The sequence below is a fragment of the Streptomyces tricolor genome (assembly GCF_002155905.1).
In the GTDB taxonomy this organism is placed as follows: domain Bacteria; phylum Actinomycetota; class Actinomycetes; order Streptomycetales; family Streptomycetaceae; genus Streptomyces; species Streptomyces tricolor.
This window is the reverse complement of the sequence record NZ_MUMF01000007.1, coordinates 13,428-39,384: the sequence shown is the minus strand read 5'-3', so window position 1 is coordinate 39,384 and position 25,957 is coordinate 13,428. Positions and strand designations below refer to the sequence as shown.

Below are 25,957 nucleotides of genomic sequence, written 5' to 3'. Positions count from 1 at the left end.
CCGGTCGCGGCGGCGAGCCGGTTGCGCAGGTCGACGCTGAGCAGCGAGTCGAAGCCGAGTTCCTTGAAGGAGTCCTCGGGGCCGACCGCGGACGGTTCGAGATAGCCCAGCACCTCGGCGGTGTGGGTACGCACGAGCTGCATGAGGCCGCCGTCCCCCGAGGGCTGCGGCGCGGCCGGCGCGGGGGCGGGTACCGGTGCGGGTGCCGGTGCGGGTGCGGGTGCCGGTGCGGGTGCGGGTGCTGGTACGACAGCCGGCTCCGGCGCCGGGGCGGAGGGCGTGCGGAGTGTGTCCGTCCGGGGCTGGTCCGGCAGGTCCTGCTGATTCGGCAGGTCCGGCAGGTTTTCGAGCAGATGGGCCGCACGGCTCCCGGGCAGCAGCTCGTCCGGGGCGATCCGCAGCGGCACCCGGACCGGCGCGGGCGAGGCCAGGTTGTCGAAGAGGAGCCGCATGCCGTCCCGGCTGTCCAGCGGGGCGATCCCGATCCGGGCCAGCGCGGCGGTGTCGGCCTCGGTCAGATGCCCGGTCATCCCGGTGGGCAGCCGCCACAGGCCCCACGCCAGCGACGTCGCCTCCAGCCCGCGCGCCCGGCGGTACTGCGCGAGGGCGTCGAGGTAGGTGTTGGCCGCGGCGTAGTTCGCCTGGCCCGGGTTGCCGAACACCCCCGCCACCGAGGAGAACAGCACGAACGCCGACAGGTCCAGGTGCTCGGTGAGCCGGTGCAGATGCCAGGCTCCGGCGACCTTGGGCCGCAGCACCGACCGGAGCCGGACCGGCGTGAGCCCGGTGACCAGCCCGTCGCGCAGCACCCCGGCGGTGTGGAAGACGCTGCCGGGCTCGTACTCGGCGACGACCTTCGCGACGGCGTCGGCGTCGGCGACGTCACAGGCCACCACGGACACCTGAGCGCCGTACGCGGTCAGTTCCGCCGTCAGCTCCGCCGCGCCCTCGGCGTCCGGCCCGCTCCGGCTCACCAGCACCAGGTGCCGGGCGGCGCGCTCGGTGACCAGGTGCCGGGCCAGCTCGGCGCCGAGACCGCCGGTACCCCCGGTGATCAGCGTCGGGCGCTGCGGGTCGTAGGAGCGCGGCATGGTCAGCACGAGCTTGCCCTGGTGGCGGGCCCGGCTCAGCATGCGCAGCGGCACCCGGCCGTCCCGGACGTCCCAGGTGCGCACCGGCAGGTGGACCAGGGCGCCCGCCTCGAACAGGGCGACGAGTTCCTCCAGGACCTCGCTGATCCGATCCGGCTCGACGCCCAGGATGTTGTACGCCCGGTAGCTGATCCCGGGGTGCTCGGCCTCGGTCGCGGCCACGTCGCGCAGATCGGTCTTGCCCATCTCGGCGAACCGGCCGCCCGGCGCCAGCAGGCCGAGGGAGAGGTCGAGCGCCTTGCCCGACAGCGAGTTCAGGACGACGTCCACGCCGCGCCCGCCGGTGACGGCCCGGAACGCGTCGGCGAAATCGAGGGTGCGGGAGGAGGCGATGTGGTCGTCGGGGACGCCCCACGCGCGCAGCGTCGCCTGTTTGTCGGGGCGGGCGGTGGCGAACACGTCGGCGCCCAGGTGCCGGGCGAGCTGGATCGCCGCGAGCCCGACGCCGCCGGTCGCGGTGTGGATCAGCACCTTGTCGCCCGGCCGGGTGCCGGCCACGTCGACCAGGCACTGGTAGGCGGTGATGAACACGATGGGCACGCCGGCCGCCTGCGCGAAGCTCCAGCCGTCCGGGAGCGGCTTGACCATGCGTTCGTCGGCAACGGCCACCGGGCCCAGCGAGCGCTCGAACATCCCGAACACCCGGTCGCCGGCCGCGAAGCGGGTCACCTCGGCGCCGACCTCGGTGATCACGCCCGCGCCTTCGCTGCCCATGGTCTTCTCGGTGGCGACGAGGCCGAGACCGACGGTGATGTCACGGAAGTTGAGCCCGGCCGCGCGCACCTCGACCCGCACCTGACGGGGGCCCAGCTCGGCCTCGGCCTCCGGGTGTGCGACGAGCGCGAGGTCGTCGAGGGTGCCCTTGGCGGTGACGTCGAGCCGCCAGGCCCGGCTTCCGGCCGGGGGCCGCAGCCCGCTCTCGCGGGCGATCCGCAGCCGCGGCCGGTACAGCCGCCCCGCCCGCACCGCCACCTCGGGTTCACCGCAGGCGAGCGCCTGCGGCAGGGCCCGCAGGGACGCCGGGTCGTCGTCGACGTCGATCAGCAGGAAGGTGCCGGGGTGCTCGGCCTGCGCGGAGCGCACCAGTCCGGTGACCGCCGAGGCGGCCAGGTCACGGACGGGTTCACGGTCGAGGACGGCGAGCGCGCCACGGGTGACCACGGCGAGCCGTGAGGCGGTGAACGCGGGGTGGGCGCGCCAGCTCTGCACCAGGTCGGCAGCGGCGAGAGCCAGCCGCTCGGCGTGTGCCGGGCCGCCGTCCGCGCCCGCGGCGGAGCCGAGCGGGGCCACGACGACCCCCGGCGCCGGGAGCGTCACCGACTCCAGGTCGGGGAAGTCCGGCCGGTCCCACAGGTCGCCCGCGCCCACCGTCACCCAGTCGTCGGGGCCGGGCTCGTCCGTGCCGCGCAGCCGCTCCCACGCCGGTTCGAGGCTGACGCCGCGATCCTCGGCGGGCAACGGCCGCAGCGCCAGCGACCGCGCCGAACCGACGAACCGGTCCTGCCCGTCGAAGAGGGTCAGGGACAGTTCGTCTCCGTCCGGTGCCGCGTGCACGCGCAGGGTCCGGGTGTCGGTGGGCAGCAGGAGGGTGTCCCGCCAGGCGAACGGCACCAGCAGGCCCGCGCCCGCCTGGAGCACGGCCGGGTGCAGGGCCGCGTCGAGCAGCGCCGGGTGCGCGGTGGCGAAGCCGGCCGGGTCCGCGTCGGGCAGTGTCACCTCGGCGAGGATCTCCGCGCCGCGCGTCCACAGTCCGCGCAGTCCGGCGAATGCCGGTCCGTAGTGGTAACCGCGCCGGGCGAGCCGCTCGTAGGCTCCGGTGAGGTCGACCGGGGCGGCGCCCTCGGTGGACCAGTGCGCGGGCGGGGCGGCCGGCACAGTGTCGCGGCCGGCCAGCGCGCCCGTGGCGTGCTGGACCCAGCCGCCGTCGGCCCGGCGCGCGTGCACGGTCAGGGCCCTGCGTCCGGCGGCGTCCTCGGGTTCGAGGACGATCCGCAGATCCGCCGCCCCCTGTTCGGGCAGCGGCAGCGGCACGCCGAGGGTGAGGTCGGCCACGACGGGGCGGCCGATCCGCTCGCCGGCCTCGCCGAGCAGGGAGAGGAACACGGTCGCCGGCACCAGCGCGGTCCCCCGGACCACGTGGTCGGCCAGCCACGGGTGCCGCTCCCGGCCGACGGACGCGGTGACGACGGTCTGGCCGGAGGGCAGCTCGGTCGGCGCCGCGGTGAACGCGCCGCCGCTGTCGCCGGTTCCGGCGGACGGTGCGGTCACCCAGAACCGTGTGCGGTCGAAGGCGAACGTCGGCAGGTCGATCTGACGGCCCGCGGGTTGCAGCGTGGCGAGGTCCACCGGCCCCGCGGAGTCGGGGAGGGCCGCGGCCGACGCCAGGAACTGGCCCGCACCGCCGCTGTCCCGGCGCAGGGTGCCGAGCACGGTGCCGGTCGCCCCGGCCGCGTCCAGGACCTCCTGGACCGCGAAGGTCAGCACGGGGTGCGGGCTGGCCTCGATGAAGGTGCGGTGCCGTCGCTCCACCAGCCCCCGCAGCACCGGCTCGAACCGCACGGTGTCGGTCAGGTTGTCGCACCAGTACGTGGCGTCCATGTCGGCGGTGTCGATGACGGTGCCGGTCAGCGTCGAGTGGAGCGCGATGTCGCCGGAGCGCGGGGAGATCCCGGCCAGGTCGGTGAGCAGGCGCTCCTCGAGCCGCTGCATCGCCTCGGTGTGCGACGCGTAGTCGACCTCGATGCGTCGCGCGTCGATGCCCTGCCGTTCGCACCGTGCCAGCAGATCGGTGAGGCCCGCGGTGTCCCCGGCGACCACGGTGGAGGTGGCGGAGTTGATTGCCGCGACGCTCACCCCGTCCACGTTGTTGAGCAGCCGCTGGGTCTCCTCGGCGCCCAGCAGGACGGACGCCATCCCGCCGGGGGGCGCGAGCTGTGCCAGGGCCTGGCTGCGCAGGGCCACCACCCGGCAGGCGTCGGCGAGGCCGAGGGCACCGGCCACGTGGGCCGCGGCGATCTCGCCCTGCGAGTGGCCGACCACCGCGGCGGGCCGGACACCGACCGACTTCCACAGCGCGGCCAGCGACACCATCACCGAGAACAGCGCGGGCTGGACGACGTCGACCCGTTCCAGCCCCTCGCCGCGCAGCGCGTCGGTCAGCCGCCAGCCGCACAGCGGGGCCAGCTCCTCCGCGCAGGCCTCCATGCTGGCGCGGAAGACCGCCGACTCCGCCATCAGCGCGAGACCCATCCCGCGCCACTGCGATCCCTGCCCGGGGAAGACGAAGACCGGCCCGGCCAGGTCGCGGTACGACTCGGTGCGCAGCACGGTCGGCGACCGGTAGCGCCCGGGCACCTTCGGCAGCGGGGCGTCGGAGGCCAGCGACTCCAGTCCGGTCAGCAGGTCTTCGCGGCTGTCGGCGATCACGATGCCGCGCTGCCGGAACCCGCTGCGGGCGCGCAGGGTGTGCGCCACGTCCTCGGGCGCGTCCTGTGGTGCCCGGGCGACGTGGTCGGCGAGGACCCGGGCCTGGGTGCGCAGCGAGTCGGCGTGCGGGGCGGAGACCGCCCACACCAGCGGTGCCGCCGGGCCGGCGGCGGGTTCCCGCACGGGCTCGGGCTCGGCCTCCTCGATCACCAGGTGGGCGTTGGACCCGCTGATCCCGAACGAGGAGATCCCGGCCCTGCGTGGCCCGTTCCGCCGCTCCCACGGGCGGGCCTCGGTCAGCAGCGCGAGGCCGCTGCGGTCCCAGTCGATGTGGCGGGTGGGCCGGGAGACGTTCAGCGTGGCGGGCAGGACACCGGCGCGCAACGCCTCCACCATCTTGATCACACCGCCGACGCCCGCCGCGGCCTGGGCATGGCCCAGGTTCGACTTCAGCGAGCCCAGCCAGAGCGGGCGGTCGGCACCGCGGCCCCGGCCGTAGACGGCGGACAGCGCCCGTGCCTCGATGGGGTCGCCGAGTTCGGTGCCGGTGCCGTGCGCCTCGACCACGTCGACGTCGTGCGGGTCGAGTCCGGCCTGGCTCAGGGCCTGCCGGATGACGTCCTCCTGGGCCGCCCGGTTGGGCGCGGTGAGACCGTTGCTCGCGCCGTCCGCGTTGATGGCGGTGCCCCTGACCACGGCGAGGACCCGGTGACCGCGCGCGCGGGCGTCCGAGAGCCGCTCCAGCAGCAGCAGTCCGGCGCCCTCCGCCCAGGCGGTGCCGTCCGCGTCGTCGGAGAAGGGGCGGCAGCGTCCGTCGGGGGAGAGTCCGCCCTGCCGGGTGAAGTCGACGAACATGCCGGGCGTCGACATCACCGCGACACCGCCGGCCAGCGCCAGGTCGCACTCGCCGGCGCGCAGCGCCCGCACGGCCAGGTGTACGGCGACCAGGGACGACGAGCAGGCGGTGTCCACCGTGAGGGCCGGACCGCGCAGCCCGAAGCAGTAGGCGATGCGCCCCGAGGCGACGCTGGTCGAGCTGCCGGTGATGCGGTAGCCCCCGGCGCCCTGGTTGTCCTCGTGCAAGCGCGGCCCGTACTCCTGGGCCATCGCCCCGATGAACACCCCGGTGTTGCTTCCCGTCAGGGCGTCCCGGCTCAGGCCGGCCCGCTCGAACGTCTCCCAGGCCGTCTCCAGCAGCACCCGCTGCTGGGGGTCCATCCCCTCCGCCTCACGGGGCGAGATGCCGAAGAACTTGGCGTCGAAGCGGTCGGCGTCGTCGAGGAAGCCCCCGCGGGTGGTGGCGGAGCGGCCGTCGGCGAGGTCCGCCGCACGCCAGCCGCGGTCGGCCGGGAAGGAGGACGTCGCGTCGCGGCCGTCCGCGACCAGCTGCCACAGGTCGGCGGGCGTACGCACTCCGCCGGGGTAGCGGCAGCCCATGGCCACGACGGCGACGGCTTCCTGGTCACCGTCCAGTGGTCCGGTCTGGGGAGTCATCGAAACTCGTGACCTTTCGTGTCGTCCGACCGGAGCGCCTCGATGAGCGCTGCCGGCGTGGGGTGGTCGAAGAGCAGGGTCGTCGGCAGGACGCGGCCGGTGGCCCTGGCGACGGCGGTACGCAGCGCCACGGCCATGCGGGAGTCCAGGCCGAGGTCGGTGAAGGTGGCGTCGAGGTCGAGGTCGGTGCCGGGTGCCCGGCCGAGGATCTCGGCGGTGAGGTCGAGGACCAGGTCCAGCGGGTCTCCGGACCACGGGGGCGCGGAGCCGTCGGTGGCGGGGCCGGTGGGCGTCGCCGTGTCCAGCCAGTACGGGCGCCGCTGGAAGGGGTACAGCGGCAGATCGGCCGGCCGGGCCTGCGGGCCGTAGACCGCGAGCCAGTCCACCGGCTTGCCCAGCACGAAGGCGGCACCCGCCGTCGCGGCGGCCGTGACGGGCTCGTTCCCGTCGGCCGGTCGCGCCGTCGGCTCCGCTCCGGGCCGGCCCGTGAGGATCGTCGCCCCGTCGGCGGAGGCCCCGCCGGCCAGCTCCCGGAGCCGGGTGACCAGTTCCGCGCGCTCGGAGGCGATGAGGGCGGCGCGTACGGGCAGGGCCGCGCGGGTCGTCGCGGAGGCGAGGCCGACGTCACGGAGGTCCGCCTCGTCGTGCCGCTCCAGCCGGTCGGCCAGCCGGGCGGCCTGGTCCCGCAGCGCCGCCTCGGTGTGCCCGGAGAGCAGCACGGGCACCGGCTCGTCGGACACCCGCGCACGGGACGCCGGTGCGGCGGCCTCCCGCCGAGCCCCTTCCGCACCGGACGCCGCAACGACCGCCTCCCTCCGAGTCCCTTCCGCACCGGACGCCGCAACGACCGCCTCCCGCCAGGACACCTGCGCACGAGACGCCGCAACGTCCGCCTCCCCCCCAGTCCCTTCCGCACCGGACGCCGCAACGTCCGCCTCCCCCCGGGTCCCTCCCGCAGCGGACGCCGCAACGCCCGCCTCCCGCCGAGTCGCTTCCGGGCCGGGCGCCGCAACGACCGCTTCCCGCCGGGGCAGTTGTTCACGAGACGCCGCAAGGACGGCCTCCCCCCGAGTCCCTTCCGCACCGGACGCCGCAACGCCCGCCTCCCTCCGGGGCGCCTCGCCGAGCACGGCGTGGGCGTTCGTGCCGCCGAGGCCGAAGGACGAGACGCCGCAGACCAGCGGCCCCTCGTCGGCCGGCCAGGCCCGGCGCCGGGTGGTGACGCGCAGCCGCAGCCCGTCGAGGTCGATGTCGGGGTGGGGCCGCCGGTGGTTGAGGGTCGGCGGGAGTTCGCGGTGGAAGAGGCTCGCCGCGGTCTTGATCAGTCCGGCGATGCCGGCCGCGCCCTCCAGGTGCCCGATGTTGGTCTTCACCGAGCCGACCAGCAGGGGCCGGTCCGCGAGCCGGCCCCGGCCGAGGACACCACCGAGGGCGCGGGCCTCCACCGGGTCGCCGGCCTTGGTGCCGGTGCCGTGCAGCTCCACGTACGCGACACCGGCCGGGTCCACGCCCGCCCGGCGGTAAGCCTCGGCCAGCAGGTTCTGCTGGGCGGCCTGGGTGGGGGTGGTCAGGCTGGGGCCGCCGCCGTCGTTGTTGACGGCGGTGGCCAGCACCGTGCAGTACACCCGGTCCCCGGCGGCGACGGCCGCCTCCAGGGGCTTGAGCACCAGGACGCCGGCGCCCTCGCCGCGTACGATCCCGTCGGCGCGGGCGTCGAAGGTGTGGCAGCGGCCGGTGGGCGACATCGCCCCCAGCTCCTCGATGAGCCGGTCGCCGGTCGGGGTGAGGTTGAGCTGGACGCCCGCGACCACCGCGGTCGTGCACTCCCCGCGCCGCAGACTGCCCAGCGCCTGGTCGAGGGCGGTCAGTGAGGAGGACTGGCCGGTGTCGACGACCGTGCTGGGGCCGGTGAACCGGAAGAAGTAGGACAGGCGGTTGGCGAGGAAGGTCCGGGCCGTGCCGGTCATGGTGTAGGCGTCCACCGCCCCGGACATACGGCTCAGCAGCGCGTAGTCGTCCGAGCAGGATCCGACGAAGACGCCGGTCGCCCCGCCGGCCGTGGGCGGGATGCGCGCGTCCTCCAGGGCGTGCCAGCACAGTTCGAGGAGCAGGCGCTGCTGCGGGTCCATCAGGGCGGCCTCGTGCGGCGAGATCCCGAACAGCTCCGCGTCGAAGAGTTCGACGTCGCGCAGGTATCCGCCGGGACGGCGGCCGTCGCGCAGGCCCGTGCCGGGGCCGATGGCGTCGCCGCCCCGGCGCAGCATCCGCCAGAAGCCGTCGAGATCGTCGGCGCCGGGGAAGCGGCAGGCCATGCCCACCACGGCCACGGGCTCCCCGGACGCACCGGTCATGCGGATCTCCTCGGTCATGTCAGTCCCCTCGGCTGTGTCGGTGGCCGGGTCGGTCGTGCCGGTCTCCGGCGGCGACGAGGGTGAGTCGGCGCCGTACCTCGTCGACGGCCTCGCGGTCGTCACGGTCTCCCGGCACCAGCGGCTGGACGAAGCTCCGCCTGGCGGTCACCCGGGGCTGGCGGCGGGCCAGCCGGCTGAGGCCGTCGCCCGGACCGGCCTCCAGCAGCAGGCAGTCGTGCGCGGCGAGCAGGGCGGTGAGCGCCGGTGCGAAGTACACGGTCCGGGCCGCCTGCCAGGCCCAGAAGTCAGGGTCCAGCGCCTCCTTCTCGGGGAGCGGGCCTCCCGTACCAGCGGAGTAGAAGGGGACGTCCGGCCGCCGCAGCGGCACGGTGCGGAACCCGTGCAGGGTCGCGCGTACGGCGTCGTCGACCGCGGGGCTGTGGAAGGCCTGCCTGGCCAGCACCCGGCGGCAGATCACGCCCCGTCCGGCCAGCTCGCGGGCCGCCCGGTCCAGGGGTTCGCGCTCCCCGGCGAGCAGGAGCTGGCGGGCGGCGTTGACCGCGGCGAGGTGCACCTCCTCGCCGAGCAGGTCGGCGACGTCCTCGGTGCCGGCCGCCACGGCCAGCATCCCGCCGGGTGGGGTGTCGGCGAAGTGCACGACCCGCTCGCGCATCAGACGTATGCCGTCGTCGAATCCGAAGATCCCGGCGAGGGTCGCCGCGGCGAACTCCCCCACGCTGTGCCCGAGGAACGCCGCCGGACGCACGCCCCAGCCGAGCACCATCCGCCCGAGGGCGTGGTTCACCGCGTAGAGCAGCGGCTGGGCCACCGTCACGTCGTCGTACTGCGCCGACGGCACCTCGGCGAGCCATTCCCGCCGCAGCCGCGGACCGTCCTGTCCCAGGAGCCGGAACGCCTCGTCCATCCAGAAGGTGAACGTCGAGTCGTGCTCGTACAGGCCCGCGGCCATGCGTGGGTACTGCGCACCCTGGCCGGGGAAGACGAGTGCGACCGGCGGATTCGGCTGTTGCGCTGTGAGCGGCATCCGATTACCGTCCTTCCGTCTTTCCTCGCTGCCGCAATATGAGCCAGCGGATTCGACATTCACCTGAGCCCCGATCGAGAACCGGGATCGAGATCCGCCTCCGGCTGGGGTTGAGCCACCCCCGAGCGGCACCGTGCAGGCTCGACGGCCGAATGCCGTCGGGCGGAGGGAAAAGTGGTGCCAGCAAAAGAGGTATTCGTTTCCGGGGTGGGACTTCATCTGCCGCCGGCCATGCCGGCCGAGGAGGCGGTCCGGCAGGGGCTGACCGACGAATGGACCGTGCGGCGCACCCGGATGCGGTCGGTGTGCGTCGGCACGCAGGCCGGACCGCAGATGGCGGTCGAGGCCGCACGGGAGGCGCTGCGCCACGCGGACGCCGCCCCCCACGACATCGACCTGGTCCTGCACGCCAGCAGCTACTTCCAGGGCTACGACCTGTGGGCGCCCGCCTCGTACGTGCAGCGCGAGGCCGTCGGCAACGCGTGCCTGTCGCTGGCCGTCGAGCAGTTGTCCAACGGCGGGATGGCCGCCCTGGAGCTGGCGGTGGCCTATCTGCGCGCGGACGCGAGCCGCCACAGTGCCCTCGTGACCACCGGCGACCGGTTCTGCCTGCCGGGGATCGACCGGTGGACCACCGATCCGGGGACCGTGCTGGGGGACGGCGGCACCGCGATCGTGCTGTCCACGGCGGGGGGTTTCGCGCTGATCCGCAGTCTGGTGACGGTGTCCGACCCGGTCCTGGAGAAGATGGGGCGGGGCGACGATCCCTTCGCCACGGCCCCGATGGAGACCAGGACCCCGATCAGCGTGGAGGAGCCCCGCGCCCGTCTGGTGAAGGAGATGGGCATGTCGGAGCTGATCGACCGGCTGCACACCGGCCAGCGGGAGGCTTTCGAACAGGCCCTGCTGGAGGCGGATGTGAAGCAGGAGGACCTCGACTGGACGGTGCTCCCCCACCTCGGCCGCGCGAAGATGGACTTCCAGTTCTTCTCGGCGCTGGGCCTCGACCCGGAGCGGACCACGTGGCCCTGGGGCTCGGGGGTCGGCCATCTCGGCGCGGGCGACATGTTCGCCGGGCTCGCCCATCTGACCCGGACCGGTGCCCTGCGCCCGGGCCAGATGGGCGCGCTGGTCAGCGCGGGCGGCGGCTTCGCCTGGACGGTGGCCGTCCTGCAGGTCCTCACCGCGGCGTAGGGAGCGTCCCGCGCATCACGGCGCGGGACGGTGACAGTGCCTGATCAGCGGGGCATGGGGGCGCCCCCGCGCGAGCTCGTTCGTGCGGGGGCGACGTCCGGTCACCGGGCGGAGGAGGGCGGCGACGTGCCGGAACCCCGCGCGAGTGCTGTCGAGCGCGGGGGCGTCGGATGCCGGCCGGGAACGCGGCCGAGGGCCCGCCTCGCCGGGGAGCGCGTGCTCCCCGGGTGCGTGCCGGACCCCGCGTCCCCGGCACGATCCGCCGGACAGGTCCTCGCGGGGCCGGCCTCGGTGCGCCGAGGTCACACCCCTCGCTTCGCGTCGACGAGCCGACGGCGGTAGCCGACGCCGACGGCTTCGGCGGCGACCTCCATCACGTACCGGCCGTACGGCGACTTGTCCATCGACTCCCCCAGCCGGCGGCACGCCTCGGCGTCGATGAAGCCCATCTGCAGCGCGACCTCCTCCAGACAGGCGATGCGCACCCCCATGCGCTCCTCCATGGCCTGCACGTAGATGCCGGCCTTGAGCAGCGCCTCGGGGGTGCCCGTGTCGAGCCAGGCGAAGCCCCGGCCCAGCTCGATCAGCCGGGCCTTGCCGCGTTCCAGGTACCACCGGTTGACGTCGGTGATCTCCAGTTCGCCGCGCGGCGACGGGCTCAGGTTCTTGGCCACGTCCACGACGTCGTTGTCGTAGAAGTACAGGCCGGTGATCGCCCGATCGGACTTCGGTTCGGCCGGCTTCTCCTCGAGCGAGACCAGCCGCCCCTCGGCGTCGGTGACCCCGACCCCGTACCGCTCGGGGTCCGGTACCGGATAGCCGAAGAGGACGCAGCCGTCCACGTCGCGGGCGTTCCGGCGCAACAGCTCCCGGAATCCCGAGCCGTGGAAGATGTTGTCCCCCAGCACCAGGGCGACCGGGTCGGCGCCGATGAAGTCGGCCCCGATGATGAACGCCTGCGCCAGGCCGCCGGGCTTCTCCTGCGCGGCGTAGCTGAGCGAGAGGCCCAGCCGCGAGCCGTCACCGAGCAGCCGCTGGAAGTGCGGCATGTCGCTGGGCGTGGTGATGACGAGGATCTCCCGGATGTCGGCCAGCATGAGCACCGACAACGGGTAGTAGATCATCGGCTTGTCGCTGACGGGGAGGAGCTGTTTCGACACGGCCAGAGTGATCGGATGCAGCCGGGTCCCCGTGCCTCCGGCGAGGACGATTCCCTTCATCGCGGTCCTCGGCCTCAGGAGGCCGGACGGTCCTGGTCGATGACGCGCTCGCGGGTCCGGATCTCACCGGTCTCGGTGCGCACCAGCTCGTCCACCACGGTGAAGGTCGGCTCGAAGTCCACCTTGCCGGTGGCGTCGGTCCGCGTGACCAGGCAGACGTAGTCCACCCGCCAGCCGTCCTCGGTCTTCTCGACGAGGTAGTGGTCGAACCAGTGCCGCGGCACGACCGACCTGTACCGCGGGAGCGCGGCCCGCATCGCCGCGACCATCGCCTCGCGGCCGGCGAGGCGCTCCCCGCGGTGCGCGTGGTCGATGACACCGTCCTCGGTGAAGGTGCCGGCGAACTCCTCGATCTTCAGGGCATCCATCAGGCGGCACTGTCGGGCGTAGAAACCGAGGATCTCCACATACTCCTCGGCCGTCACCTTCTGCCGCTCGGCGGTCTGCGTAGCCACGATGTGCTCCTCCCGGACATGGGTTTCCTTCCTGAGGAAGCGTCGTCCGGGGAGCTGGAAATCGACTGGATTCTCGGTGCACCGAGAATTCCCCGACCGGGTCTTTCAGAATTCTAGTGAGGCTCATGTCTTTCGGGCGATTGTTGCCGACAAAATGACGTCGCAGTCGCCGGAACAGCGGTCGGCGCACGTGTGCCGCTGTTCCGTCGCACCGGGAACGGAGTCGGGAATGACGCTTCAACAGGTCCGGTCGGAGATGCGAGAGATCGCCCGGTCGGTCTACGCCTGGGTCCAGCCCGACGGCGGGTGGTGCCTGAACAACGCCGGGCTGGTCCTCGACGGGGAGTGCGCGGTGCTGGTCGACACGGCCGCCACCGAACGCCGTACCCGCGTCCTGGCCGAAGCGGTGGGCGCGCTGGCGCCTGCCGGGCCGGACTTCCTCGTCAACACGCACTTCCACGGCGATCACACCTTCGGCAACTCCTACTTCAAGCCGCGGGCGACGATCATCGCCCATGAGAACTGCGCCCGTGACCAGATCGCCGCGGGCCCGGGGCTGCGCGGGTTGTGGCCGGACGTGGAGTGGGGGGAGACACCGGTCCTCGGACCGGACGTGACCTACAGTGGCGACGAGGCCGCCGTCCACGCGGGCGGCCGGCGCATCGCCCTGCTGCACCCCGGGCCCGCCCACACCACCGGCGACACGGTGGTGTGGCTGCCCGACGACGGGGTCCTGTTCACCGGGGACGTCGTGTGGTCGCGGAGCACTCCGTTCTGCCTGATGGGCTCGGTCACCGGTTCGCTGGCGGCGATCGAACGGCTGCGCGCGCTGGGGGCGGAGACGGTCGTACCCGGTCACGGGCCGGTCGGCGGTGCGGAGTTGCTGGAGGAGACCGCCTCCTACCTGAACTGGCTGGTGGAGGTGGCGGACTCGGGGCTGCGGGCCGGACGGTCGGTGCTGGAGACGGCCCGGACCACCGATCTGGGTGCGTGGGCCGGACTCCTCGACGCCGAGCGCATCGTCGGGAACCTGCACCGCTCCTACGCGGAGCTGGCCGGAGCGGTACCGGGTGCGCCGATCGACGTGGCCATGGCGTTCGGGGAGATGGTGGAGTTCCACGGGGGTCTCCCGGTCTGCCGTGCCTGAGTGACGGTCCGCCGGCCGAGGGGGGTGACGCGAGCGCGTCACCCCCCTTTCGTTTCCTCTTCGGTTCCCTGCGCCGTCGCTACTGGTCCGTCCAGGTCGGCCGTCCGGCCTCCGCAGGCCACTCCCGGCCGGGCCGGTGCCCCCAGCCGGTGACGGCGGGCTGGTGCGCGCCGGGCCAGTCCGCCCAGCCGGCCGCCGGCGGTGCGTCCGGGCCCCGGCGGTGTGCCCGGCCGGCGACCGCGGACGGGTCCGCGGCAAACCGGTGCAGGCAGGTCAGCAGCGCCACGGTGAGGACGGCGATCTCGTGCTCGGTCGGCCGTCCGGAGCGGATCGTGAACATCGGGTCAGCGGTCATGGCTACACCGGGGGGTTGCCGTGCTTGCGCGCCGCCAGGGAGGCGCGTTTGCCCTCCAGCATCTCCAGCGCCCGGACCAGGGTCTCGCGGGTGTGCGCGGGGTCGATGACGTCGTCGACCAGCCCGTGCTCGGCCGCGTAGTAGGGGTGCACCAACTCCTCGTGGTAGGAGCGGATGCACTGCTCCCGCGTCTTCTCCGGGTCGCTCGACGCCGCGATCTCCCGGCGGAAGATGACGTTCGCCGCGCCCTCCGCGCCCATCACCGCGATCTCGTTGATGGGCCAGGCCAGGGACAGGTCGGCCCCGATGGACCGTGAGTCCATGACGATCCAGGCGCCGCCGTAGGCCTTGCGCAGGATCAGCTGGATGCGGGGGACGGTGGCGACGCAGTAGGCGTAGAGCAGCTTCGCGCCGTGTCTGATGATCCCCTGGTGCTCCTGCTCCCGGCCCGGCAGGAAGCCGGGTACGTCGACGAGGGTGACCAGCGGGATGCTGAAGGAGTCGCACATCTGGACGAAGCGCGCGCCCTTGTCGGACGCGTCGATGTCCAGGGTCCCCGCCGAGACCATGGGCTGGTTGGCGACCACCCCGACCAGCCGGCCGCCCATCCGCGCCAGCGCGCAGACGATGTTGCGCGCCCAGTTCGGCTGCACCTCGAAGTACTCGCCGTCGTCGACGATCTCCTCGATCACCCGGAGGATGTCGTACGCCTGGGTGGGCACCGACGGAACGAGGTCGAGCAGGGCGTCGGTCCTGCGGTCCACCGGGTCCGTGCAGGGGACGACCGGGGGCAGGGACCGGTTGTTGGCGGGGAGCAGCGACAGCAGGTACCGGACGTCGGCGAGGCAGGAGTACTCGTCGTCGTAGACGAACGACGAGACACCGGAGACACCGGCGTGGACGTCCGCCCCGCCGAGGCCGTTCATGCTGATCTGCTCGCCGGTGACGGCCTGGACCACGTCCGGGCCGGTGATGAACATCTGGGCCATGTCCCGGACCATGAACACGAAGTCGGTCAGCGCGGGCGAGTAGGCGGCCCCGCCCGCGCACGGTCCGAGGATCACGCTGATCTGCGGGATGACTCCGGACGCCAGGGCGTTGCGGCGGAAGATCCCGCCGTAGCCGGCGAGCGCGGTGACGCCCTCCTGGATCCGGGCCCCTGCCCCGTCGCACAGGCTGACCAGCGGAGCGCCGGCGGCGACGGCCATGTCCATCAGTTTGTGGATCTTCGCGGCGTGCGCCTCGCCCAGGGCGCCGCCGAACATCCTGAAGTCGTGCGCGTAGGCGAAGACCTTCTGTCCGTGGACCAGACCCCAGCCGACGACGACCCCGTCGGTGTGGGGGCGCTTGTCCGCCAGCCCGAAGGCTGTCGCCCGGTGCTTGCGGAAGGCCTCGATCTCGACGAACGTCCCCTCGTCGAAGAGCAGGTCGAGGCGCTCCCTGACGGTGAGTTTCCCCTTGGCGCGCTGGGCGGCGGTCGCCTGGGCGCCCGGCCCCTCGCGGATCACCGCCTTGAGCCGGGTGAGTTCCTCGGTACGGGTCCGCAGGTCGTCGCGTCGGACGGCCTCCTCGCGGTCGTCCGGGAGCAGCGCGCTCCGGGCCGGCCCGGTGACTGGCGTCAGCATGAAAAGCCCTTTCGTTGCGACATGGCCATGGCGGACTGCGGCCGCGACGCTGCCGCGGCTGCGGCCGCATCCGCTGCTGCGACTCAGCGGAACTGGCGCACCACCATCGCCGAGTTGAAGCCTCCGTGCCCCCGGGCGACGATCAGCGCCGACCGGACCGCCGTCTGCCGGGGCTCGCCGACCACGAGGTCCAGCTCGTACTCGGGGACGACCTCCCGGACGCCCACGGCGGGCGGGATGGCGCTCCAGAACATCGACAGCAGTGCCGTGGCGACGTCGAGGGAGGCTCCGCCGGCGAACAGCCGCCCGGTCATGGTCTTGGGCGCGGCGACCGGGACGCCCCGGGGCCCGAAGACCGTCTTGATCGCCTCTGCCTCCACCTGGTCCAGTTCGGGCTCGCCCACCGCGTCGGCGAAGACGACGTCGATGTCCGCGGCGTCCATGCCGGCGTCGCCCAGCGCCATCTCGATGGCCCGTTGCAGGCCCGGCGGGCGGCCCGGCTTGCGCGAGTCGAAGGTGGAGGCGTATCCGGCGATCTCGCCGTAGATCGTGCTGCCGAGCCGCTTCTTCGCGGTCTCCGGCGTCTCCAGCACCATGATCGAGCCGCCCTCGCCGGGCACATAGCCGCCCGCGCGCTCGTCGAAGGGCAGGTAGGCCCGCTGCGGGTCGGAGCTGCGGCTGATCCGGCCGGTGGCCTGGTGGGCGACCCAGGCCCACGGGCACAGGGCGCTGTCGATCCCGCCGGTGAGCATGAGGTTGGCGCCGTCCCGCAGCTGCCGCCGGGCGTGCCCGATCGCGTCGATCCCGCCGGCCTGCTCGCTGATCACCACGGCGCCGGGCCCGTGCATCTTGTGCCGGATGGATATCTGGCCCGTGTTGACCGCGTAGAACCAGGCGAACGACTGGTAGGCGCTGACGTACTCCGGGCCCTGGCTGTGCAGCTTGGCCAGCTCGCGCTGGCCGAACTCGTACCCGCCGCCGGAGGCCGCCGTGACCACGCCCATCTCGTCGGTGGGCACGTCGCCGTTGCGCACCCCGGCCTGGCGCAGCGCCCAGTCGGTGGCCACCAGCGACAACCGGGTGATGTGGTCGGACTGCGGCAGGATCCGGTCCTGCAGGTGCCGGTCGGGCGCGAAGTCGGGTATCTCGCCGCCGAGTTTGCTGCGGTACTTCGAGATGTCGAACTTGGTCACCCGGCGGATGCCGGACTGGCCGGCCATCAGGGCGCGCCAGTACGCGGTGGGGCCCAGCCCGTTGGGCGCCGCGATGCCGATCCCGGTCACCACTGCTCGCCTGGTCATCGCTTCGCTCCTCGTACGTGTCGCAGGATCATCGCGCTCTGGAACCCACCGAAGCCGCTGCCGACGGTCAGCACGGTGTTCAGCCGCTTCTCACGAGCCACGTTGGGCACGTAGTCCAGGTCGCACTGCGGGTCGGGTTCGTTGAGGTTGGCCGTCGGCGGAATCAGTCCCTCGCGCATGGCGAGCAGGCAGCCGGCGATCTCCAGCGAGCCGATCGCGCCCAGCGAGTGACCGATCATCGATTTGAAGCCGCTGATCGGCGTGGTGTAGGCGTCCTCGCCGAGGCTGCGTTTGAACGCACCGGTCTCGTGCAGGTCGTTCTGCTTGGTGCCCGAGCCGTGCGCGTTGATGTAGTCGATGTACGGGGGCAGGACCCGCGCCTGGTCCATCGCCACCTCGATGGCCGAGGCCATGTCCTTGCCCTCGGACTCCAGACCGGTCATGTGGTACGCGTTGCACCGCGAGGCGTACCCGGCGACCTCGCCGTAGATCTGCGCGCCGCGGGCCCGTGCGTGCTCCAGCTCCTCGACGATGACGATCGCGCAGCCCTCGGCGAGCACCAGGCCGTCCCGGGTCCTGTCGAAGGGGCGGCAGGCGTGCTCGGGGTCGTCGTTACGGGTGGAGCTGGCGCGCAGCACGTCGAAGCAGACCACCGTGATCGGCGACAGCGGGGCCTCCGTGCCCCCGCTGATGACGACATCGGCGCTGCCCTCCTCGATCAGCCGGGCCGCGTAGCCCACCGAGTCGATGCCGGAGGTGCAGCCGGTGGAGACCAGGGTGACCGGTCCCTCCGCGCCCGTGTCCGTGGCGAGTTCGGCCGCCATCGAGCTGGGGTTCACGTAGTCGTACAGATGGGGGACGGTGTAGCCCTGGTCCACCTCCCAGAGCCGGCCGCCGTCGCTGCCGATGGTGAACTCGCGCTCCAGACTGGTGGTGCAGCCGACCGCGGAGCCGAGGGCGACACCGACCCGGGTCGGGTCCAGCGCGTCGAACTCCAGACCCGCGTCCGTGACCGCCTCCCGGCCCGCGACCACCGCGAACTGCGCGGCGCGGTCCAGGCGGCGCACGTCCTGCGGGCTCAGACCCGACTTCAGCGGATGGAAGTCGACCTCCCCCGCCATGCGGGAGCGGAAGGCCGAGGGGTCGAAGTGGGAGATCGCCCTCGTCGCCGTCCTGCCCTCGGCAAGTAGGCTCCAATATTCCTTGACACCTATGGCACCTGGCGAAATGACGCCGAGCCCGGTGATCACAGCGCGACGGGACACCGATGGCCTCCTGAATCAGTACAGGTTGATTTGTGCGAGAATGCGCCGCCTGGCTCGTGGCTGACTCGACCGTCACCGCACCGGCAGGGCGGAGACCTCACGGGCTCGCTTCTCGACCGCCTGGTGCGCCATGGCGCGGGACTGCTCGGCGAGCGGCACCAGATCGGCCATCCCGGGCACCCGGGGGGCCAGCGAGAGCTGGGCGGCGATGACCTCGACCCGCAGGCCGAGACCGGTGCCGAACACGGTCTCCAGGTACGGGCCGCAGTGGTTGGCCTTCTCCATGGGGGCGCCCGGCGTGTAGCCGCCGCCGTAGCTGGCGACGACGGTCGCGGGGCGGCCGGCCAGCGGGCCGGGGGTGCCGTCGAAGGTGATCGTGCGGTCGTTGACCAGGACCTGGTCGAGCCACGCCTTGAGCGTGGAGGGGATGGACCAGTTGTACATCGGGGTGCTCACCAGGAGCGTGTCGGCGGCCAGCAGTTCCTCGGCCAGTTCGTCGCGCAGCCGCATGGCGGCGCGCTGGCGTTCGTCGTGCGCGGCCGGCGGGGTGAACCCGGCGGTGACCCCCGCCTCGGTCAGCGGCGGCACGGGGTCGGCGCCCAGGTCCCGGTAGGTGACGACGCCGTCCGGGTTCTCCTTCTCCCACACCTGGCGGAAGGTCTTGGCCAGTTCCCTGGAGACCGAACCGTGGGACATGGCGGAGGAGTCGATGTGCAGCAGGTGCGGCATGGCTGTCTCCCGAGGGGTCCGCGGGCCGTGGCATCGGCCCGTTCACGCCACGGTCGGTCAGCTCGCTCGTGTCGCGGCGGACCCCGCCTCAAGCGGCGCCCCCGCCCGGCATGCGTCAGGGGCGGGATGCCCACGGCATTCCCGCCCCTGTGCTCCGGTGTGTCCGGACGCCGCGCGCCGCTACGGCACGAGCGCGGTCACCAGGACCGACTGGTCGCCCTCGATGCTCCGCACGCCCTGGTAGACCAGGCCCGCCCGCTCGAACAGCGCGGCGAACTGGTCGACGCTGCGCCGTTTCCCGCCGCCCATGAGCACCATCAGCAGATCCACTGCGGTGCAGATCTCCTCGAACGGGCTGTCGCCGCCCAGCAGCATGTCGACCACCACGACACGGGCGCCGGAGGCCGCGGCCCGCGCGGTGTTCCGCAGGATCCTGACGACGGTGTCGTCGTCCCACATGTACATCATGTGCTTGTACAGATAGGTGTCCGCACCGCCGGGCACGGACTCGCGGCAGTCCCCGGCGATCAGTTCGGCGCGTCCGGCCAGGGCACCGCCCTCGCGCAGCTGTTCGTCGACGCCGGGCAGCACCTGCTCCAGCTCCAGGAGCACACCGCGGATGCCGGGGTACGCCTCCAGGAGCCGCAGCAGCAGCTGTCCCTGGCCGCCGCCCACGTCCATGACCGTCTCGCCGGGGCCCGGGGCCAGCGCGGCCACCAGGGCGGGGGCGTTGTTGAGCAGGATGGTGTTGGCGGTCATCGCCCGGTTGAAGATCGCGCCGGCCTCGGGGTCGTCGTTGACGAAGTAGCTCTGCGCCTGGGTGCCGAAGACCTTGGGGAAGGCCGCCTCGCCGGTGCGCACGGCGTCGGCGGTGTGGTGCAGCACCGAGACCGGGACGTGCAGCCACCCGAAGCGGATGACGTCCGGGGCGCCCCAGGGCGAGTCCTGACGGATCATCCGCGACAGCTCGGTGTGGCGGAACCGGCCGTCCTCGACGGCCTCGAAGAACCCCAGGCAGGACAGTGCGCGCAGCAGCCGCCCGAGCGCGTCCGGGTCCGCCCCGACGGTCTTCGCCAGCTCCCCGGCGCCGAGTGGCTCGTCGTCCAGCGCGTCGGCCACCTTCAGATCGATGGCCGCCTGGACGAACTGCAGGGCCGCGAAGCCCATGCCGATCCGGTACAGCTTCACCCGGGCTTCCAGGGAGGGAAGTGCGGCAGTGGTCATGGCGTTCTGTGCTCCAATCGTGCCGGTCGTGGGGCCGGGGTCAGCCGTGCTGGGCCGCGAGCCGGGCGAAGTAGCGGCCGGGGTCGGGCAGGTCGTGGCGGATGATCCGGGACCTGGCGCGCAGGCCCTCCTCGGTGCGCACCAGCTCGTCGGTGACGACACAGCTCGGTTCGAAGGCCACGACGCCGTTCTCGTCGGTGACGCTGACCAGGCAGGTGGCGGTGACCCGGATCGAGCCGTCCGGCTGCGGCTCGGCGCGGCGGTTCTCGAACCAGTGCCGGATGGTGCTGGTCCCGTAGCGGGGGATGCTGCCGCGCATGCCCTCCAGCAGCGCCCCGCGGCCCTGCAGCTCCCAGGCACCCTGGTAGCCGAAGACGCAGTCCTCGGTGAAGGTCTGCGCGAAGGCCTCGAACTCGCGCGCCTCCAGCAGCGGCATCTGGTGCGCGTAGAAGGCGGCGATCTCGAAGGACAGGGCGGGCTGCTGCTCAGTATGCTGCTCCGAGTGCTGCAGCGTCTGCGACACGGTGCACTCCTTTCGACGGTCCGGTGGTGCAACAGGCACCGCACCGTGCACCCACGCGATCCAGAGCGGCTGGAGTGTCGGTGAACCGCCGGCGGCGAGGGGCTCCAGCCACGCGCGACCTCCCTTCGAGAGCGATCTCCCACCCTCGGCGCAGTGCAACCACCGTTCCCTCGCACAAGGAGCTGACGACATGCCCGACGGGACGCCGACGAAGAGCCGGGAGGTACGGCTCGTCTCCTATCCGGACGGCGAGCTCTCCCTCGACCACTTCGAGGTCGCCGTGACCGAGCTGGCCGAGCCGGAACCGGGTCAGGTCGTGGTCCGCAACGAGTGGATGTCGCTCGGCACGGTCTACCGCGACCAGATGCAGTCCGCGCTGGACATCCCGATCCCCGTCTTCGAGCTCGGCCGGCCGATGTGGGGCCGCACGGTCGGCACCGTGGTGCGGTCCGCGAGCCCCGACCTCGCCGTGGGCGACCTGGTCGAGCACTTCAGCGGCTGGCGCGACCATGCCGTGGGGTACGCCGGGCAGTTCTTCAAGCGGGACCCCGAGCAGCTGCCGGGGAGTGAGTACTTCCTGTCCAACGGGCCCACGGCCTGGCGCGGGCTGGCCGAGATCGCCCGGGTGCGCGAGGGGGACGTGGTGTTCGTCTCCGGAGCCACCTCCGGCGTCGGCTGTCTCGCCGCCCACATCGCCAAGGCGCTCGGCGCGGCACGGGTCATCGGCAGCACCGGCTCCCCGCAGAAGATCGACTTCCTGCTCCGGGAGGCCGGCTACGACGCCGCGTTCGACTACCACGACGGCCCGGTCGTCGACCGGCTGCGCGAGCTGGCCCCCGACGGGATCACGGTCTTCTTCGACAACGTCGGCGGCGAGCAGTTCGAGGCGGCGGTCCAGGCGGCCGCCCCCGGCGCCCGCTTCGCGCTGTGCGGCTCGCTGGCGGCGCAGCACGGCGAGGACGCCCGCCCGCGTCTGGACCTGCAGAGCCTCATCCCGCGCGAGCTGTCCTTCCAGGGCTTCGCCACCCTGCACACACCGCAGCAGATCGAGGACTGGAACGCGCGGTTCGGCACATGGCTCGCCGAGGGCCGGATCACCTTCCCGCACACCGTGGTGGAGGGCGGGGTCGCCGCGCTGCCGCAGGCCATGATCGACCTGTTGAGCGGCCGGCTCTCCGGCACCGCGCTGGTGAGGTTGTCCTGAGCATGAGTACCGCCCAAGGCCCGGTCCTGAGCGCACGGGCGCTCAACCGCGCACTGATCCACCGTCAGCTGCTCGCCCAGCGGTCCACGCTGTCGCCCGCGCAGGCCATCACCCACCTGGTCGGCCTGCAGGCCCAGGCCCCCAACCCGCCCTACATCGGGTTATGGACCCGGCTTGCGGACTTCGCGGTCGAGGACCTGGCGGCCCTGGTCCGCGAGCGGAAGGTGGTGCGCATCGCCCTGATGCGCTCCACCATCCACCTCGTCACCGATGACGACTGCCTCGCCCTGCGTCCGCTGCTGGCCGAGATGCTGGCCCGGACGGTCAAGGGGCAGTTCGGCCGGCAGGTCGCGGGCCTGGACACCGACGAGATCGCCAAGCTGGGTACCGAGCTGGCCGAGGCGCGCACGCTCACCTTCGCCGAGCTGGGCGCGCTCATGGCGGAGCGCTGGGCGGGCTACGACGCCAATGCGCTGGCCCAGACGGTGCGCAACCTGGTGCCGCTGGTCCAGGTCCCGCCGCGCGGGCTCTGGGGCCACAGCGGGCAGGCCGCCCACACCACCGCCGAGCGCTGGCTGGGCCGCGGCCTCGATACGAACGCCTCCATCGACACCTACGTACGGCGCTATCTGGCCGCGTTCGGTCCGGCGAGCGTCAAGGACATGCAGAAGTGGTCCGGTCTGACCCGGCTGCGGGAGGCGTTCACCCGGCTCGGGCCGGCGCTGCGCACCTACCGGGACGAGACCGGGACCGTGCTGTACGACCTCGACGGGACGCGACTTCCGGACCCCGCCGAGGAGTTGCCCGCCCGGTACCTGCCGGAGTTCGACAACATCCTGCTCTCGCACGCCGACCGGGAACGGATCATGGCGCCGGAGTACCGCCCCCGGGTCTTCACCAGCAACGGCATCATCCGCGCCACCTTCCTGATCGACGGCTTCGTGCGGGGCCTCTGGCGGATCGACCGCGTCAAGGAGGCCGCCACCCTGGTCGTCCAGCCCTTCGCTCCCCTGGCGCGTCGGGACGTCGCCGAACTGACCGAGGAGGGGGAGCGGTTGCTGAGCTTCGCCGCCTCCGAGGCCGGGCGCCGCGACATCCGGTTCGAGCCGGTCGGCTGACTCCCCGCGCGCCCACCACCTGAGGAGGTCACTCCGCATGACTGTCGCCACCCTCTCCGCCCGCGAACTGCCGGCGGCGGCCGACCGGCTCGCCGGCCTCGCGGCCGAGCACGCCGCAGCCGCCGACACCGCCGGGCGGCTGTCCCCCGAGGTCGTCACCGCCCTGCGCGCGAGCGGGTTCGCCCGGCACTTCGTCGCCGCGCGCTGGGGCGGCACCGAGGGGACGGTCGCCGACCTCGTGCAGGGCGTCCTGCGGGTGTCGGCGTCCTGTGCCGCCACCGGCTGGTGCGTCGCGCTGCTGGCCGCGTCCTCCCGCTACGCCGCGCATCTGCCCGAGCAGGGGCACGAGAAGCTGTGGGGCTCCGGTGCCGACGCCCTCATCGCCACCGGCCTGGTGCCGACGGGCACGGCCGGGCGCACCGAGAACGGCTACCGGCTCTCCGGCCGCTGGCACTACGTCAGCGGTATCGACTTCGCGGACTGGGTGCTGCTGTGCGCGAACGTGCCCGAGGAGGACGCCAGGCCGCGCTTCTTCGCGCTGCCCCGGGGGACGTTCGGCGTGGTGCAGTCCTGGGACTGCGTCGGCATGCGGGCCACCGGCAGCCACACCGTGGTGGTCGACGACGTGTTCGTACCGGCCCATCTGTCCTTCGCCCGGAGCGAGATGGAGAGCGGCACCAACAGCTGGTCCCGGCTGCCCGTGCACAACATCCCCTTCCAGGCGATCGGGGCCACGACCTTCGCCGTCCCCGCCGTGGGGGCCGCGGAGGGCGCGCTGGCGGCTGCCGTCCGGGTGCTGAAGGGCAAGCGGATCACCGAAGCCGTCCAGATCGACCTGGTCCGGGCCACGGCGCGGATCGACTCGGCGCGCCATCTGGTGGAGCAGAACGCTTCCGTCATCGACGACCGCGCTTTCCAGCCAAACCTTTTGGCACGCAATCAGCGGAATGCCTCATTCGCCGGCGAACAGGCGGCCGAGGCCGTGGCGGCGCTGGTGCGCGTGGCCGGCACCGCCGGGCTGAGCGACTCGGGTGACCTGCAACGCTTCTGGCGTGACGTCACCACGGCCACCAGCCATGTGGCACTGCGCTACGACATCACCCGGGCCGCGGCGAACTACAGCACGGCACTTATCGAACAAGCCATCTGACGAAAGGCGCGTACACGGCCGGAATCCGATGCTTGAATGACCGCGTGATCAGAGTCTTGCTGGCTGAGGATCTCCATATGCTGCGCAGGGCGCTCGTCTCCCTGCTGAGCCTCGAAGACGACATAGAGGTCGTCGCGGAGCTGTCGAACGGCTCGGACGTCGTGGCACGCGCGCGGGAGTGCCGTCCGGATGTCGCGGTGCTGGACATCGACCTGCCGGGCATGGACGGGATCAGCGTGGCGTCCACGCTGTACACCGCCCTCCCCGAGTGCCGGACGCTGATCCTCACCGGTCTGGGGCAGCCCGGACATCTGCGCCGGGCGGTGGCGGCCCACGCCTACGGCTTCCTGCCCAAGGACGCCGAGCTGGAGCGCCTCACCGCCGCGATCCGGGCCGTCGCCAGGGGCGAGCGCGCGTTCGACGCGGCGCTCGCCCTCGCCGCGCTGGACACCGAGCCCGGCACGCTCACCTCCCGCGAGATCGAGGTCCTGCGGCTCGCGGCCCAGGGCGAGGAGGCGGCCCAGATAGCCAGGAAACTCCACCTCGCCACCGGCACGGTCCGCAACTACCTGACCACCGCGGTCACCAAGCTGGGCGCCCGCAACCGCGTGGACGCCATCAGGATCGCCCGCGAATCAGGGTGGCTGTGACAGGCCCCGGGGAGGTGCCCCCTCCCGGGGATCGTCCGTCCAGGGACCGGTGATCCTGCTCGGGGGACGCTCCCGCCCGAGGACACCGCGCCGGCCGGGCTTCCCGCGCGCTCAGGGGCGTACGGTCGTCGGTGTCGCCCCGACGCCGTTCAGGGGCACTTCCAGGCGCAGTTCGAACCAGCCGTTGTCGGCGACGCCGACGGTGAGGTGACCGCCGAGGCGTTTGACGCGGAAGGTCAGGTTCTCGATGCCGCTGCCGCCCTCGTGCGAGCCCCGAGCCGACGCGGCGCGGACCACGCCGTCGTTGGCCAGCCGGAACCAGACCGCGTCGCCCCGGCGCCCGGTCTCGATCTCGCACCGCTTGACCGCGCTGTGGCGCAGGATGTTGGTCAGCCCCTCGCGGAACACGGTGGCCAGTACGGTGTCCACCTCGGCCGGCAGCGTCTCGTACGCCACGTTCACCTTCGCCTGCACACCGAGCACCGCGAGCATGGCCTGGGCATCGCACACCTCCGTGCGCAGGGACATCTTCCGGTAGCCGTGGGCGACGGCACGGACGTCGGCGAGCGCCTGCCGGGAGATGTCGAGGACCTCGGAGATCTCCTGCCGGGCCTGGTCGGCGGCCACCGGCGTCAGCCGGTAGGCGAGTTCGCACTTGAGCGTGATCGTCGACAGGCTGTAGCCGAGCAGGTCGTGCAGATCCCGCGCGAACCGCAACCGCTCCTGGGTGACCGCGAACTGGGCCAGCTCGGCACGGGACCGGTGCACCTCGCCGACCATGCCGGTGAGCCGGGACAGCGCGAAGACGACGAGCCCGGTCAGGATGGTGGACACGGTGGTGTAGGAGATGTCCCGCCAGCCGAGCCCGATGCCGAACTGCAGCACGTCCGTGCTCAGGACGATGGCAGCGAAGGCCCCCCAGCCCTGTCGCGCGTCGCGCAGCACCAGCAGCGCCGATCCCGCCAGCAGCCCGGGCAACGGCAGCCAGGCCTGCCCGAACTGCAGCAGAGGCACGAAGGTCAGCAGCGCCTGCAGGAGCAGCAAGCGCCAGGCACGGCGGCCCAGTCGCGCCCCCAGACGGGGGGCCAGCCTGGGCAGCAGCCCGGGGAAGGAGATGCAGAACTGGAGCGCCAGCACCACCGCGAGCAGCCCCAGCGCCTCGGCCAGCAGGACCGGTGAGTGGTCGGCGGCCATCAGGTAGGTGACCGCCACGAAGCCGAAGGCCAGGAGGATGACCGTGGTGATGCCCGCGGCGATCCTCGGTGCGAGCTGCGCGGCTGTCTGGTCCGTCCCGCCGAGCGGCAGGACGTCGGATTCCATAGGTTCCATG

19 protein-coding genes are annotated in these 25,957 nt (G+C 72.8%); 6 read left to right on the top strand and 13 right to left on the bottom strand.

Annotated elements, in window-relative coordinates; all coding sequences use genetic code 11:
• The 3 genes from CCN44_RS00660 to CCN44_RS00650 form a co-directional block, all read right to left on the bottom strand.
• Positions 1–6,071, bottom strand: a 6,071-nt coding sequence (locus CCN44_RS00660) for a type I polyketide synthase (RefSeq protein ID WP_143649561.1), incomplete at its 3' end; no start/stop codon positions are given.
• The gene (locus tag CCN44_RS00655) at positions 6,068–8,440 is read right to left on the bottom strand and encodes a beta-ketoacyl synthase N-terminal-like domain-containing protein (protein WP_086696579.1); all 2,373 of its coding nucleotides are present in this window, start codon (positions 8,438–8,440) and stop codon (positions 6,068–6,070) included. The genes CCN44_RS00660 and CCN44_RS00655, both read right to left, overlap by 4 nt.
• Before the next feature lies 1 nt (position 8,441).
• Complete coding sequence (locus tag CCN44_RS00650) at positions 8,442–9,467, bottom strand: acyltransferase domain-containing protein (RefSeq protein ID WP_059247719.1); 1,026 nt, start codon at positions 9,465–9,467, stop codon at positions 8,442–8,444.
• A 207-nt stretch (positions 9,468–9,674) separates the two neighbouring features.
• Between CCN44_RS00650 and CCN44_RS00645 the strand changes: the two genes are divergently transcribed.
• A complete protein-coding gene (locus CCN44_RS00645; RefSeq protein WP_237480969.1) occupies positions 9,675–10,661 on the top strand; it encodes a ketoacyl-ACP synthase III family protein in 987 nt (328 codons plus the stop codon).
• Between the two features lie 302 nt (positions 10,662–10,963).
• Here CCN44_RS00645 and rfbA read toward each other — a convergent pair whose 3' ends face one another.
• The gene (rfbA, locus tag CCN44_RS00640; RefSeq protein ID WP_059247721.1) at positions 10,964–11,881 is read right to left on the bottom strand and encodes a glucose-1-phosphate thymidylyltransferase RfbA; all 918 of its coding nucleotides are present in this window, start codon (positions 11,879–11,881) and stop codon (positions 10,964–10,966) included.
• Between the two features lie 14 nt (positions 11,882–11,895).
• Complete coding sequence (locus tag CCN44_RS00635) at positions 11,896–12,336, bottom strand: nuclear transport factor 2 family protein (RefSeq protein ID WP_059247722.1); 441 nt, start codon at positions 12,334–12,336, stop codon at positions 11,896–11,898.
• 229 nt (positions 12,337–12,565) lie between these two features.
• Here CCN44_RS00635 and CCN44_RS00630 point away from each other — a divergent pair, with 229 nt between their 5' ends.
• A complete protein-coding gene (locus CCN44_RS00630) occupies positions 12,566–13,483 on the top strand; it encodes an MBL fold metallo-hydrolase (protein ID WP_086696578.1) in 918 nt (305 codons plus the stop codon).
• Positions 13,484–13,562: 79 nt separating this feature from the next.
• On the opposite strand, the gene CCN44_RS00625 is transcribed toward CCN44_RS00630, so the two are convergent.
• The 7 genes from CCN44_RS00625 to CCN44_RS00595 all read right to left on the bottom strand — a co-directional run bounded on the left by CCN44_RS00625 (position 13,563) and on the right by CCN44_RS00595 (position 20,505).
• A complete protein-coding gene (locus CCN44_RS00625; RefSeq protein ID WP_059247724.1) occupies positions 13,563–13,838 on the bottom strand; it encodes a hypothetical protein in 276 nt (91 codons plus the stop codon).
• Between the two features lie 2 nt (positions 13,839–13,840).
• A complete protein-coding gene (locus tag CCN44_RS00620) occupies positions 13,841–15,463 on the bottom strand; it encodes an acyl-CoA carboxylase subunit beta (RefSeq protein ID WP_086696576.1) in 1,623 nt (540 codons plus the stop codon).
• 83 nt (positions 15,464–15,546) lie between these two features.
• Complete coding sequence (locus tag CCN44_RS00615) at positions 15,547–16,764, bottom strand: ketosynthase chain-length factor (protein ID WP_059247725.1); 1,218 nt, start codon at positions 16,762–16,764, stop codon at positions 15,547–15,549.
• A complete protein-coding gene (locus tag CCN44_RS00610; protein WP_059247726.1) occupies positions 16,761–18,029 on the bottom strand; it encodes a beta-ketoacyl-[acyl-carrier-protein] synthase family protein in 1,269 nt (422 codons plus the stop codon). The genes CCN44_RS00615 and CCN44_RS00610 overlap by 4 nt, the downstream gene beginning before the upstream one ends.
• Before the next feature lie 72 nt (positions 18,030–18,101).
• Positions 18,102–18,758, bottom strand: coding sequence for an FMN-dependent NADH-azoreductase (locus CCN44_RS00605; protein WP_059247727.1), 657 nt, complete (start codon positions 18,756–18,758; stop codon positions 18,102–18,104).
• A gap of 180 nt (positions 18,759–18,938) precedes the next feature.
• Positions 18,939–19,982, bottom strand: a complete 1,044-nt coding sequence (locus CCN44_RS00600) for a methyltransferase (RefSeq protein WP_063808527.1) — start codon at positions 19,980–19,982, stop codon at positions 18,939–18,941.
• A gap of 40 nt (positions 19,983–20,022) precedes the next feature.
• On the bottom strand, positions 20,023–20,505 hold the full coding sequence (locus CCN44_RS00595; protein WP_059247729.1) for a nuclear transport factor 2 family protein: 483 nt from the start codon (positions 20,503–20,505) through the stop codon (positions 20,023–20,025).
• Positions 20,506–20,695: 190 nt separating this feature from the next.
• Here CCN44_RS00595 and CCN44_RS00590 point away from each other — a divergent pair, with 190 nt between their 5' ends.
• From CCN44_RS00590 to CCN44_RS00575, 4 genes are read left to right on the top strand one after another with little or no spacing between them, the layout of a single operon-like run.
• Entirely contained in the window at positions 20,696–21,709 is a 1,014-nt protein-coding gene (locus CCN44_RS00590; RefSeq protein ID WP_059247730.1) for an MDR family NADP-dependent oxidoreductase, read from the top strand.
• Between the two features lie 2 nt (positions 21,710–21,711).
• The gene (locus tag CCN44_RS00585; RefSeq protein ID WP_059247731.1) at positions 21,712–22,827 is read left to right on the top strand and encodes a winged helix DNA-binding domain-containing protein; all 1,116 of its coding nucleotides are present in this window, start codon (positions 21,712–21,714) and stop codon (positions 22,825–22,827) included.
• A gap of 37 nt (positions 22,828–22,864) precedes the next feature.
• Positions 22,865–23,977, top strand: a complete 1,113-nt coding sequence (locus tag CCN44_RS00580) for an acyl-CoA dehydrogenase family protein (protein WP_059247732.1) — start codon at positions 22,865–22,867, stop codon at positions 23,975–23,977.
• Positions 23,978–24,021: 44 nt separating this feature from the next.
• Entirely contained in the window at positions 24,022–24,627 is a 606-nt protein-coding gene (locus CCN44_RS00575; RefSeq protein ID WP_059247733.1) for a response regulator transcription factor, read from the top strand.
• 111 nt (positions 24,628–24,738) lie between these two features.
• Here CCN44_RS00575 and CCN44_RS00570 read toward each other — a convergent pair whose 3' ends face one another.
• Positions 24,739–25,956, bottom strand: a complete 1,218-nt coding sequence (locus tag CCN44_RS00570) for a sensor histidine kinase (protein WP_063808529.1) — start codon at positions 25,954–25,956, stop codon at positions 24,739–24,741.
• Position 25,957: the final 1 nt, after the last annotated feature.